The following is a 12,512-nucleotide window of genomic DNA, read 5'->3' as shown; positions in this document are numbered from 1 at the left end:
AAGGAGCGGGCTTCCTCAGCGCGCCCGGCGGGCGACGCACGTCAACGCGCGCGATCCCCGGCGGATGCGCCTTGGCCGGGGCTTTACACCATCAGCCGAAGGTCAGCGCCAACCGCTCCCGCAGGGCCTTGCGCAGGGCCCGGCTGAGGTCGGCCACGGAGTAGGGCTTGCCGAGCAGCGGAAAGCCGTCCGTGCCCTCGGAGGCCAGCACGTGGCTGTACCCGGAGGTGAGCACCACGGGCAGGTAGGGCCAGCGCCGCCGGATCTCCCGGGCGAGGTCGACCCCGTTCATGCCGGGCATCACCACATCGGAGAAGACCACCTCGAACCGCTGGCCGGACGCCTCGATCTCGGCCAGGGCGGCCTGCGCGTCCTTCACCCAGACGGCCTGATAGCCGAGCTCCCCGAGGGCCTGGGTGGCGAAGGCGCCGACCTCCACGTTGTCCTCGACGACGAGGACCGGCGTGCCGTGCCCCTCGGCGAGCGGCCCCGGATCGTCCCGCGCGGGCTCCCGCGCCCCGGCGTCGGCCGAATGGGGAAGGAACAGGGTGAAGGTGGTCCCGACGCCGACCGCGCTGTCGACCGCGACGTCGCCGCCCGATTGCTTGGCGAAGCCGAACACTTGGCTGAGGCCGAGCCCGGTGCCGTGCCCCACGCCCTTCGTCGTGAAGAACGGCTCGAAGATGCGCTCCAGCAGGTCCGCCTCGATGCCGGCGCCGGTATCCGAGACCGACACGGCCACGAAGTCCCCCGGCACGGCCGGGTGCGAGCGCAGGGGCGGGATGCGGTCCGCGCGCCGGACCGCGATGCGCAGGCGTCCCTCGCCCTGCATGGCGTCGCGGGCGTTCACCACGAGGTTCACGAGCGCCGTGTCGAACTGGCTCGGGTCGGCGTCGACGTGGCAGGGCAGCGCGCGCCCGGCCTCGTCCGTCCCGGCATTCGTATCGGTCTCGACGTGGATGCGGGCGCCGGTGAGCGTGCCGACCATGTCGGCGATGGCCGCCACCGACTGGGCGGCGTCGAACACGGCGGGGCGCAGCGCCTGCCGGCGCGCGAAGGCGAGCAACTGGCTGGTGAGCCGGGCCGCACGGTCCACCGTGTCGGAGATGGCGTCGATGTAGCGGGCGCGCCGCTCCTCGCTCAGGCTCGGCCGCTTCAGGAGGTCGGTCGAGGACTTGATGACGGTCAGCAGGTTGTTGAAATCGTGTGCCACGCCCCCGGTGAGCTGCCCGACCGCCTCCATCTTCTGCGACTGGCGCAGCTGCTCCTCCAGGGCCCGGCGCTCAGTCACGTCCCGGCCGGTGGCGTAGTAGCGGTCCCCCTGCAGGATGGCGTTCCACGAGATCCAGCGGTGCGCGCCGTCGGCGGTCCTGAGGCGGATGTCGATGTTGGAGACGTTCCGGCCGGTGCGCACCATCTCGAAGCCCTGGGCGGCGGCGTCCTGCTCGTCCGGGTGCATCACGGCGTCGATGCCGGTGCCGACGAGGCTGCCCGCCGGCCAGCCGAGCAGGTCCGTCCAGGCCGGGTTCACCGCGTGGATGGTCCCGTCGAGGCTGCAGACGACGAGGAGGTCGCGGCTCGTCCGCCAGACCAGATCGCGCTCCACGAGCCGGTCGCGGTCCTGCGCCTCGCGGCGGCGCTCGTTTTCCAGCCGGACGGTGGCATCCTCGAACAGCACCGCGACGCGGTTCTGCGCCTGGCTTCCGATTCGCACGGCGTGGATGTCGAACACGCGCCCCCGCTGCGAGGCCGCGCCCCGGAACCGCGCGTCGCGGCCGGTGCAGGCGACCTGCCCCAGCGTGTCGAACCAGTGCTGCTCGTGCTCCGGTTCGAGCTCGCGCATCCAGCGGCCCTCCGCGTTCGCCAGTCCCGACTGGCGCTCGAAGGCGGCGTTGACCTCGACGAAGCGGTAATCCTCGGCCCGTCCCCGCGCGTCGAATCGCATCTCGACGATGCAGAAGCCGGCCTCGCCGTCCTCCAGCAGGCTGCGGAAGGAAGCGCCCCGCCGCACGGCCATGCCCTCCATCTCCCGGAAGCGCGTCAGATCGAGCTGGCTTCCGAAGAAGTACAGCAATTCGCCGTGCGGGCCGAAGACGGGGCTGACGTAGAGCTCGTTGACGAAGGGGCTGCCGTCACGCCGGTAGTTCAGCAACTCGACGACCACGTCCCGCCGCGCCGCGACGGCGTCGCGGATGCGGGCGACGTGGGCCGGGTCGGTGCCGGGCCCCTGCAGGAAGCGGCAATTGCGGCCGATCAGCTCCTCGGCCGCGTAGCCGGAGAGTTCCAGGAACGCGCGGTTGGCGAAGACGATGGGATTGTCGGGCAGGTTCGGATCGGTGACGATCATCGCCATCCGGGTCTTGTCCGAGGCGGTGAACAGCAGGTCGGACCGGAGGGTCCCGACGCCGGCCTCGCTGGCGGTCGAGGGGGCATCCGGCTCCCGGCCAGCGCGGAGGCGCCCGACCTCCGCCACCAGTTCGCTCTCGCGCTGGCGCAGCCGCTCGACCTCGTGTCGAAGATCTCCGTCGGTCATGCGCCTCTCTACCCGCTGCGGCGGCCGGGACCAACGCCCTCCGGCGCTCGGCGGACAATGTCGGCTGCGGCCATGCGTCCGGCATCGGGGCCGGGCTCCCCGCGCCATGCCGGCCGCGCGGCGTATTCAAGTCTGGAACGCGCCGCGCCGGGACCGCCGCAACCGACTTCGATGCCTCCGAAATAGGTCCGAAGCCGGATAAGTTACTCAAACATCAGCAGCAATTCAATTCACGTCGAAGCACGCAGCGATTAAGTCATCTCAGAGATTTACAACGTTAAGTCGTCAACAAAAATAAATAATGACCGCGGATCGAAAGTAATCTACGTTGCCTCACGTGAGGGACAACATTGAATACAACGATCTCATGGTGTCGTGCCATCCGACCCAATTTCGCGGGCTACCTCGAACATCATTTCGATATGGTGGGGCCGCAGGTCGTCTTGATTCATGCGTGGCTCGTCGCTGACAACAAGGACCACAGCGAGTGGCGGCTGAGCCCTCGGGGAACCGAGCATTTCGAGATCTGGGCCAAGTTCAGGGACACCGGGGCGGTCAACCGGGTGGAGGGGCACATCGCCCGCTTGAAGGCGGCCTGGGGCGCGCCCGAGCATCTCGTGCAGTGGCAGCAACGCGACCGGATCTCCTAACCGCGCGGCCCCCTGCGATCACGCGAAGAGGGGCCGCTCCAGAAACGTCAGCCCGGCGGGAAGCGGGGACTCGACCGGCCGGTAGCGGCCGGTGCCCCCCGAGGCGAGGGCCGCCCTCAGCGGGACGGCTTGGCCGCGACGTCGCCCCAACTCGCGAGGGGGAAGGCGTGGTCGTAGGCCAGATTGAAGACGAAGGCGTAGGCCACGTAGAAGGCCGCGATCGCGAGGTCCATGAAGAAGGCCTCGACCAGGCCGATGCCGAGATACCACGCGATCGGCGGCAGCAGGATCATGAGCAGCCCCGCCTCGAACAGGACGGCGTGCGCCACCCGCAGCACGACGCTCTTGCGCGTGTGCCCGGCGAAGCGCTGCATCGCCTGGTCGAAGCCGAGATTGTAGACGTAGTTCCACGTCGTCGCGACCAGCGCGCTCCCGACGCCGATCACGCCCATGTCGGCGGCGTGCAGGCCGAACACCGCGGTCCCGAGGGGAATGATGAGCAGGAGGCCGATCACCTCGAACAGGATGGCGTGACGGATACGGTCTCGTGTGCTGCGCATGATCTCCTCTGCGGACGCCGAATGGGTTGCCCGGTGTCTATCTGTGATAAGCCGATCCACAAGTTAGGACGTATCTGAGAATCAGATAGATGGCCGTGTCGCTGGATCAGCTTCAAGCCTTCGTGGCGGCGGCGGAGGCCGGCTCCTTCTCCGGTGCGGCGCGGGTTCTGCGGAAGGCGCAATCGGCCGTCAGCACGCAGGTCGCCAACCTGGAGACCGATCTGGGGCTGGCCCTGTTCAACCGGACGGGCCGCAATCCGATCCTCACCCCGGCGGGCGAGCGGCTGTTGCTCGAAGCGCGCGTCGTCCTCGACCGGCGGGAGCACCTGATCGGCGTCGCGAGCAGCCTGGAGCAAGGCGTCGAGAACCGGCTGGTGGTCGCCATCGACGAACTCTACCCGGAGCACGCCCTCGGCGCGCTGTTCGCCGACTTCGCCCGGCGCTTCCCCTTCGTGGAACTGGAACTGCTCTTCCCCCTGATGGAGGACGTCAGCCGCATGGTCCGGTCCGGGGCGGCCGACCTGGGCGTGATGTGGCGCCAGGAGGCGCTTCCCACGGAACTCGGCTTCCAGACCATCGGCTGGGTGCCGCTCAAGCTCGTCTGCGGCCGCGATCACCCTCTCGCGAAGGAGCGGGTGGAGTGGGAGGAACTGAAGCGGCACCGCCAGATCCTCGTGGCCGCACGGGGCGACGGCGCGGAGAAGCGCCGCCTGCGGGTGGCCGCCGAAGTCTGGTGGGTGGAGAGCCACTGGGTCATCCTGGAGATGGTGAAGCACGGGATCGGCTGGGCCTTCGTCACCGACCACGTCATCGCCGCGTCCCTCACGGCGCCGTATCTCGTGACGCCCGAGCTCCATTTCGATCAGGGCGATTGGCCCATCGCCCTCGAACTCGTCTGGCACAAGCAGAGGCCCTGCGGCCCGGCCGCCGCGTGGCTGCGCGCGCGCTTCGCGGCGGAGCGCGTCGGTACGAATGCGCAGATTGCGCAACTGCGTTGACGGAATGCGCGATCTGCGCAAAGTTGTCCGCGAGCACCGGCCTGCGCCAGGGCCATCAACGAAAGTGCTCGCGATAGGCAGGGAGGACGCGGCGATGCAGTTGCCGATCAAACGGACCATTGACCGCGTTCCGGGGGGCATGATGGTCGTGCCGCTGCTGGCGGGCGCGCTGATCGCCACCTTCTTTCCCGGCACGCCGAAGTTCTTCGGCTCCTTCACCGGGGCCCTGTTCTCGGGCGCCCTGACGATCCTCGCGGTCTTCTACGTGTGCATGGGGGCGAGCATCGATTTCCGCGCCACGCCGTACATCGTGAAGAAGGGCGGCACGCTGCTGATCGTGAAGATCGGGACCGCGCTCATCCTTGGATTGATCTTCGGGCGCGTCCTCGGCGAGGCCCCGGTCGCGGCGGGCATGTTCGCCGGCCTGTCGACCCTGGCCGTCGTCGCCAGCATGAACGACACGAACGGCGGCCTCTACATGGCGCTGATGGGCCAGTACGGCCGCCCCCGGGATGTCGGCGCCTACACGGTCATGTCGCTGGAAAGCGGCCCGTTCCTCACCATGGTGACGCTGGGCGTCGCCGGCCTCTCGGCCTTTCCCTGGCAGACCCTGGTGGGCGCCGTCCTGCCCCTCGTCGTCGGGATGATCATCGGGAACCTCGACCGCGAGATGCGCGCCTTCCTGAGCAAGGCGATCCCGGTCATGATTCCGTTCTTCGCCTTCGCCCTGGGCGCGGGCCTCGATCTCACCAAGGTCTGGCAGGCGGGCCTGTTGGGGCTCGCGATGGGGGTCGCGGTGGTGGTGCTGACGGGCATTCCCCTGTTCCTGGCCGACCGCCTCACCGGGGGCACCGGCGTCGCGGGCGTCGCCGCCGCCTCGACGGCCGGAAACGCCGCCGCCGTCCCGGCCATCGTCGCCGCCGCGAACCCGGCCTATGCCGATGCCGCCGGCCCCGCGACGATCCTGGTGGCGGCCTGCGTCGTCGTCACGGCCATCCTCGTCCCGATCGTCACGGCCTGGACGGCGAAGGTCGTCGGCCCCGGCGAGCCCGAGGCGGAGGACGTCGTGGCCGAACCCGCTCCGGTGGGCCGCGCCTGAGATGGACGCGCGCTGGCTCATCCTCGCCGACGACCTGACCGGAGCCGCTGATTGCGCCATCGCATTCCGTCGGCGGGGGCGCGCCGCCGCCGTCATCTGGGGTGAGACGGCCTGGGACGAGGAGGTCCCGGTCCTGTCCTACGATGCGGACAGCCGGGGGCTCTCCGAGGCCGCCGCCGCGCAGCGCCACGCCGCGCTGCTGCAGCGGTTCCACACGGCCGGGCGCCGCCTGTTCAAGAAGATCGACTCGACCCTGCGGGGGCACCCCGCCGCCGAGATCGCGGCGAGCCTGGCCCCGCTGCGGGCCGTCCACGGCCACGCCTTCGGCATCCTGGCGCCGGCATTTCCCGGCACCGGCCGCACGACGGTCGATGGCCGGGTGCGGGTGGGCGGTCGTCCGCTGGAGGACACGGAGGTCTGGCGGCGCGACCACCGCTACGAGACCGCCGAACTCGGCGCGATGCTGGCGACGGCCGGGCTCGCGTCGCGGGTGCTCCCCCTGGAAACCGTGCGCGGCGGCGGGCTGGCCGGGGCGCTGGCGGAGGCCGCCTCCGTTCCCAACCGGATCGCCGTCTGCGACGCCGAGACCGACGACGACCTGTGCCGGATCGCCCAGGCGGGCTTGGCGATGGACGCCGCACCCTTCTTCATCGGCAGCGCCGGGCTGGCCCATGCCCTCGCGGCCTCCGCGCCGCCGCAGGGGCTGGACCCGGTGCGCATCGGGCCGGACGGGCGGGGGGCATTGTTCGTGGTCGGCTCCATGGCCGATATCTCGCGGGTCGGTGCAAGGCGCCTCGTGGCCGACGGTGCCGTCCTGCATCTGCCGGTCACGCCGCACACCCTGCTGGCGGATGCGGACGGGCGGGCGGGTCTCGCGGCCCAGGTCGCGGAGCGGCTGGCGGCGGGGGGCGACGTCCTGGTGGAGATCGTGCTCGCGGGCGAGCCCGACATGAGCCTCGGCCTGCGGCTGGCGCATGCCCTGGCCGACGCGCTGGCCTCCGTCGCCGGGCAGATCGGCGCGCTCGCCGCCACGGGGGGCGAGACCGCCGCCGCCCTCCTGACGCGCCTCGACATCCGGGGCATTCACCTCGCGGACGAGATCGAGCCCGGCGTGTCCCTCGGGCTCACCCTGGGGCGGCTCTCGATCCCCATCGCGACCAAGGCGGGCGCGTTCGGCGATGCCGACAGCCTCGTCCGCATCCGTGACCGCCTGCGCAAGGCGCGAACCGAAGGAAGTCTCACATGACCCGTCCGACCATCGCGATCACCATGGGCGATCCCGCCGGCATCGGGCCGGAGATCATCATGAAGGCCCTGGCCCACCCCGAGGTGAACGACCTCTGCCGGCCCCTGGTGATCGGCGATGCCGAACGCCTACGGCAGGCGGGCCGCATCGTCGGGTCCGGCCTGACGGTCGAGGCCCGCGCCGAGGCGGGCGAGGCGACCTTCGGCACGGGCGCCGTCCAATGCGTGGACCTCGCTTGCGTCCCGGAGGACCTGCCGTTCGGGCGCGTCTCGCCCGTGGCCGGCGAGACCGCGTACCGCTGCATCGCCAAGGCGGTGGAGATCGTGCAGGCGGGGCAGGCGCAGGGCATCTGCACGGCGCCCCTGTCGAAGGAGGCGCTGCACGCCGCCGGCCACAAGTTCCCCGGCCATACCGAGATGCTGGCGCACCTCACCGGCACGCCGGAGGTCTCGATGATGCTGGTCTCGCCCAAGCTGCGGGTGATCCACGTCACGACGCATATCGGCCTGATCGATGCGATCGCGCGGATCGAGCCGGGCCTCGTGGAGCGGGTCATCGGGCGCGGCCACGCCGTCCTCGTGAAGGCCGGGATCGTCAACCCGAAGATCGGCGTCTGCGCCATCAACCCCCATGCCGGCGAGAACGGCCTGTTCGGCCATGGCGAGGAGGCGGAGAAGATCACCCCGGCGGTGGAGGCCTGCCGCGCGAAGGGGTGGGACGTCCGGGGGCCGCTGCCGGCCGACACCCTGTTCTTCCTCGCGGGGCGGGGCGATTACGACATGGTCGTCGCCATGTACCACGATCAGGGCCACGGCCCGATCAAGGTGCTCGGCCTCGAAGCCGGGGTGAACATCACCGTAGGTCTTCCGGTGATCCGCACCTCGGTCGATCACGGCACCGCCTTCGACATCGCCGGCACCGGGGTGGCGGACGAGCGCAGCCTCATCGAGGCGCTGCGGCAGGCAGTGGGTCTGGCGCCGAAATCGCTGGCGGCCTGACGCCTCCCCTTGCATACAGCGCCGGCCCCCTGATCGGGGCGGAGGGAGATGGCACGGGCATGCGGGGGACGGAACGCCGTGCGCGGCTGCTGGCGGCGCTCGAACTCGGGGAGATCGACGTGGACGATCTCGCCCGGCGGTTCGGCGTCTCGGCCTCGACCGTCCGGCGCGACCTCCAGCACCTGTCGGACACCAAGGCCGTGCGCCGGACCTATGGCGGCGCCATCCTGGCCGGAGGGCCGCCCGAGACCACCCTGGACCAACGGCTCGCGATCGACGGCCCGGAGAAGCAGGCCATCGCGCGGGCCGCCCTCGCGCTGATCGCGGACGGCGAAACCCTCATCCTGGATGCCGGCTCGACCGTGACGGCCTTCGGCCGCCTCCTGGTGGACCGCCGGCTGCGGATCATCACCAACAACCTCGCGCTGCTTCCCTGCCTGGCCCGCGCGCCGGACATCGACCTGATCGTCCTCGGCGGCGGGCTGCGGGCGACGAGCATGAGCACCGTCGGCCCCCTGGCCGTGGAGGCGATGCGGCGACTGACGGCGAACCGCCTCGTGACGAGCGCGGACGGCGTCGTCGCCGGGCGGGGCCTGTGCGAGGCGAGCCTCGATCAGGTCGCGCTCAAATCCGCGATGATGGCGCAGGCGGAGGACACGATCGTCCTCGCCACCGCCGGCAAGCTCGGCCGCGCGGAGCAGATGGCCTGGGCCCCTCTACCCCGCCGCTGGACCCTGGTGACGGACGCCCGCGCCGCGCGGGACCAGCGGCAGGCCCTGGCCGAGGCCGGCGCGCAGGTCGTGGTGGCCGAGGCCTGAGCGGCGGCTACGCGATCCGCCGTTCGACGACGACGGTGTCGACGATCTTGCCGTCGTCGTAGAGCCACTTCGCCAGGGTGCCGGCGATCATGGCGCCCGCGATGGGGGCGAGCCAGAACAGCCAGAGCTGCCCCACGTACTCGCCGCCGGCGAACAGGGCGACGCCGGTCGAGCGGGCCGGGTTCACCGAGGTGTTCGTCACCGGGATCGAGACGAGGTGGATCAGCACCAGCGCGAAGCCGATGGGGATGCCGGCGAAGCCGCTGGCGGCGCCCTTCGAGGTCGAACCGATGATGATGAGCAGGAAGAAGAACGTCGTCAGCACCTCGATGGCGAGGCAGGCGCCGAGCCCGTATTGGCCGGGGCTGAGGTCGCCGTAGCCGTTCGATGCGAAGCCCTTCGGCACCCAGCCCGCCTTGCCCGAGGCGATCAGGTAGAGGGCGCCCGCCGCGACGACGGCGCCGACGAGTTGCGCGACGATGTAGGGCCCGACGTGCTTGTTGGCGCAGCGCCCCGAGGCCCACAGACCGAGGGTGACGGCGGGGTTGAAATGCCCGCCCGAGATGTGGCCGACCGCGTAGGCCATGCTGAGGACCGTCAGGCCGAAGGCCAGGGCGACGCCGACGAAGCCGATCCCGAGTTCGGGGAAGGCCGCTGACAGGACGGCGGCCCCGCAGCCGCCGAAGGTGAGCCAGAAGGTGCCGAAGAATTCGGCCGCCGTGCGTCGTTTCATGTCATGGTCCATGGTCGTCCTCTCTCGGGAAATCTCTGAATTCAGGTCATTGTGAGCTTTCGAAATGGGTCCTTGAGGCCCGATCCGGCCTGGAACTACCGAAGAATACCGAATCATTGGGGCCGTTCAGCGCGGACAGCTTAGGCTTCCCCGCGTTCGACGGCGAGCCGTTTCCGGAAACGGCCGATCGGGCGCCTTCCGACAAATTTTGGAACTGCCTTGTGCGCAACCGGTTCATGCGTGCTGCCGACCGGCCGAGGCGAATTGAGCGCATGAATCATCACCACAGGCCGACGCTCCATGTCGTGCTCTCGAACTTCGGCAGTCTCGGCGATGTCATCCCCTTCCTGGATCTCGGCAGGGCGTTGCGCGCGCGCGGCCACGCCGTCACCTTCGCCACGACGTCCAACTTCCGGAAGCGGGTCGAGGAGAGCGGCCTCGCCTTCCGCGCCATCGGCTCGACGCGGCGCATGGAAGCGCTGCACGCCGACCCCGCGCTCTGGCACCCGAAACGCGGCATGAAGCTGATGTTCGACCTCGCGGTCGAACTCGCCGAGCCCAGCCGACGCATCGTCGAGGAGGCCCGGTGCCGGTCCCTGGCGGAGGGAGCGCCCTTCGTGGCGGTCGGCGGAATGCTGAGCTTCGGCTTGCGCCTCGCGCGGGACCTTCAGGACTTTCCGCTGATGACGGTCTTCCTGTCGCCCTTCCTCATGCGCAGCCGCCATTGGCCGCCGGTCCTGCCGGGCCTGCCCCTGCCGGCCTGGATGCCCGGCGCGGCGATCCATCGTCTCCAGCGCCTCGCGGAGCGGTACGTCGTCGATCCCGAGCGCCTTCCGGCCCTCAACGCCCTGCGCGCCGACCTCGGCCTGGGGCCGATTTGCAATCTCTCGGATTGGCTGCCCTCGCCCGACCGGCTGTGCCTGATGGTGCCGCCCTGGTTCGCGCCCCCCCAGCCCGACTGGCTGCCCCAGACCCGGCAGACGGGGTTTCCCCGCGTCGAGACCGGGGGCTTCACGGGCGAATTGAGCGCGGATCTCGCCGCCTTCCTGCGGGCGGGGGCGAAGCCGGTCGTCGTGACCAACGGATCGACGATGCGGCATGGACGCGACTTCTTCCGCACGGCCTCGCGGGTCTGCGCCGAAGCCGGCCGCCGGGCGGTGCTCGTCATGGGGGATGCGGAGCCCGGCGCCGGCCCCCTGCCGCAGGACCAGTTCGCCATCGGCCGCGCGCCGTTCGATGTCCTGCTCCCCCAGGCGGCGGCGCTCGTCCACCATGGCGGGATCGGCACGTGCTTCGAGGCGCTGGAGGTCGGGATTCCGCAGATGGTCGTCCCGAACGCCTTCGATCAACCGGACAACGCCACGCGGGTCGCGCGGCTCGGTCTCGGCGTCCACCTCTCCCGAAAGGCGTTCGCCCGGCACGGCGCCGCCGCGCTGTCGCGGATGATGAGCGATCCGACGATCCTCCAGACCTGCGTGGAGGCACGGCGGCGGTGCGCGCGGGAGAACGGGATCGCTGACGCCTGCGCCCTGGTCGAGGCGATGGCCCATGGCGACGGATCGCCGGCCGGGGCGTACCGGCGGCTCGCTGCCCCGATCGCGTAGGGCGGGCGCTCTACCCTCCGGCAACCTGTCCGGCGATGCGGGGTTGCACCGGCCGGAGGTGTCTCTTGCATGGCCCGTCGCATCCTGATCACCGGTGCCAGCATCGCCGGCAACGTCGCCGCATGGTGGCTCGGCCGCAGCGGATACGACGTCACGGTCGTGGAGCGCGCGCCCGCGTTCCGGGACGGCGGGCAGAACGTCGATGTCCGCGGCGTCGGGCGCGAGGTGCTGCGCCGGATGGGCCTGGAACGCGCCGCCCTCGATGCCGGCACCGGCGAGGAAGGCACGGCCTGGATCGACGGGGAGGGGCGGATCGCCGCCCGGTTCGATCTGGCGGGTTTCGAGAGCGGCGGCCCGACCGCCGAGATGGAGATCCTGCGCGGCGACCTGGCCCGCCTCCTCTACGAACCGGCCCGGGAGAGGGCCCGCTACCGCTTCGGCGAGAGCGTGGTGGGCGTCGCGGAGGAGCGGGACGACGTGGCCGTGACCTTCGCGGGCGGGGGGACGGAGCGCTACGACGCGGTGATCGTCGCCGAGGGCGTCGGCTCATCGACCCGCGAACTCGTCTTTCCCGGCGAGAACGACCCGCGCTGGATGGACCTGACCATCGCGTACTTCACCATCCCCCGCACCCCCGACGACACCCGGATGTGGCGCTGGTTCAACGCGACGGGCGGGCGCGGCATCTCCTTGCGGCCCGACCGGCACGGGACGACGCGGGCGATGCTGACGCTGCGGCAGCGCCCCGGCGCGGAGCAGGATTGGGACGTCGCCCGGCAGAAGGCCCTGCTGCGGGAGCGCTTCGCCGATGCCGGATGGCAGGCCGACCGCGTCCTGGCGGGGCTGGCGCAGGCGGACGATTTCTACTTCGACGTCCTGCGGCAAGTGCGGATGAAGCGCTGGTCGTCCGGCCGCGTGGTGCTGACGGGCGACGCGGCATGGTGCGCCACGCCGCTCGCGGGCATCGGCACGACGCTGGCCGTCGCCGGGGCCTACGTGCTGGCGGCAGAACTGCTGCGGCAGGACGACGTCGCCGCCGCCTTCTCGGCCTATGACCGGGCGATGCGCCCGTTCGTCGAGAGGGGCCAGGGTGTCCCGAAGATCGCCCCGAAGCTGATGAATCCGCTGACACCCCTCGGCATTCGCCTGCTGCACGGGGTGTTGAATGTCGCGAGCCGGCCGGCGGTTCGGCGCCTGGGCACCGCCCTGTCCTTCGGAGGCAGCGCCGAGCCGGATCTGTCGCGCTACGCCGAACGGCCGATTTGAGATCGTA

11 protein-coding genes are annotated in these 12,512 nt (G+C 70.8%); 8 read left to right on the top strand and 3 right to left on the bottom strand.

The features are described from left to right. Nucleotides 1-91: 91 nt before the first annotated feature. Complete coding sequence (locus AAHF99_RS18205; protein ID WP_342165919.1) at nucleotides 92-2,533, bottom strand: PAS domain S-box protein; 2,442 nt, start codon at nucleotides 2,531-2,533, stop codon at nucleotides 92-94. Nucleotides 2,534-2,883: 350 nt separating this feature from the next. Here AAHF99_RS18205 and AAHF99_RS18200 point away from each other — a divergent pair, with 350 nt between their 5' ends. Beyond that, entirely contained in the window at nucleotides 2,884-3,183 is a 300-nt protein-coding gene (locus AAHF99_RS18200; protein ID WP_342165918.1) for a hypothetical protein, read from the top strand. Between the two features lie 116 nt (nucleotides 3,184-3,299). Here the strand turns inward: AAHF99_RS18200 and AAHF99_RS18195 are convergent, their stop codons facing one another. Then, nucleotides 3,300-3,743 carry a PACE efflux transporter gene (locus tag AAHF99_RS18195; RefSeq protein WP_342165917.1) on the bottom strand — a complete coding sequence of 148 codons (444 nt, stop codon included), beginning with the start codon at nucleotides 3,741-3,743 and terminating at the stop codon, nucleotides 3,300-3,302. An 89-nt stretch (nucleotides 3,744-3,832) separates the two neighbouring features. Between AAHF99_RS18195 and AAHF99_RS18190 the strand changes: the two genes are divergently transcribed. From AAHF99_RS18190 to AAHF99_RS18170, 5 genes are all read left to right on the top strand, one after another. Continuing rightward, a complete protein-coding gene (locus AAHF99_RS18190; RefSeq protein WP_342165916.1) occupies nucleotides 3,833-4,741 on the top strand; it encodes a LysR family transcriptional regulator in 909 nt (302 codons plus the stop codon). Nucleotides 4,742-4,835: 94 nt separating this feature from the next. Then, nucleotides 4,836-5,840 carry a 2-keto-3-deoxygluconate permease gene (locus AAHF99_RS18185; RefSeq protein WP_342165915.1) on the top strand — a complete coding sequence of 335 codons (1,005 nt, stop codon included), beginning with the start codon at nucleotides 4,836-4,838 and terminating at the stop codon, nucleotides 5,838-5,840. A gap of 1 nt (nucleotide 5,841) precedes the next feature. Next, complete coding sequence (locus AAHF99_RS18180; RefSeq protein ID WP_342165914.1) at nucleotides 5,842-7,086, top strand: four-carbon acid sugar kinase family protein; 1,245 nt, start codon at nucleotides 5,842-5,844, stop codon at nucleotides 7,084-7,086. Next, complete coding sequence (gene pdxA / locus AAHF99_RS18175; protein WP_342165913.1) at nucleotides 7,083-8,084, top strand: 4-hydroxythreonine-4-phosphate dehydrogenase PdxA; 1,002 nt, start codon at nucleotides 7,083-7,085, stop codon at nucleotides 8,082-8,084. The genes AAHF99_RS18180 and pdxA overlap by 4 nt, the downstream gene beginning before the upstream one ends. Before the next feature lie 59 nt (nucleotides 8,085-8,143). Continuing rightward, on the top strand, nucleotides 8,144-8,902 hold the full coding sequence (locus AAHF99_RS18170; protein ID WP_342165912.1) for a DeoR/GlpR family DNA-binding transcription regulator: 759 nt from the start codon (nucleotides 8,144-8,146) through the stop codon (nucleotides 8,900-8,902). Between the two features lie 7 nt (nucleotides 8,903-8,909). On the opposite strand, the gene aqpZ is transcribed toward AAHF99_RS18170, so the two are convergent. Beyond that, nucleotides 8,910-9,647: an aquaporin Z gene (gene aqpZ, locus AAHF99_RS18165; protein WP_243956558.1), complete on the bottom strand. Its 738-nt coding sequence runs from the start codon at nucleotides 9,645-9,647 to the stop codon at nucleotides 8,910-8,912. A 260-nt stretch (nucleotides 9,648-9,907) separates the two neighbouring features. Between aqpZ and AAHF99_RS18160 the strand changes: the two genes are divergently transcribed. Both AAHF99_RS18160 and AAHF99_RS18155 read left to right on the top strand, forming a co-directional pair. Then, the gene (locus AAHF99_RS18160) at nucleotides 9,908-11,239 is read left to right on the top strand and encodes a glycosyltransferase (protein ID WP_342165911.1); all 1,332 of its coding nucleotides are present in this window, start codon (nucleotides 9,908-9,910) and stop codon (nucleotides 11,237-11,239) included. Nucleotides 11,240-11,308: 69 nt separating this feature from the next. Then, complete coding sequence (locus AAHF99_RS18155; protein WP_342165910.1) at nucleotides 11,309-12,505, top strand: FAD-dependent monooxygenase; 1,197 nt, start codon at nucleotides 11,309-11,311, stop codon at nucleotides 12,503-12,505. The last annotated feature ends 7 nt before the right edge of the window (nucleotides 12,506-12,512 follow it).

The sequence above is a fragment of the Methylobacterium litchii genome (genome assembly GCF_038442315.1).
In the GTDB taxonomy this organism is placed as follows: domain Bacteria; phylum Pseudomonadota; class Alphaproteobacteria; order Rhizobiales; family Beijerinckiaceae; genus Methylobacterium; species Methylobacterium litchii.
The sequence above is the reverse complement of the archived record's forward strand: the minus strand, read 5'-3'. Positions and strand labels throughout refer to the sequence as shown.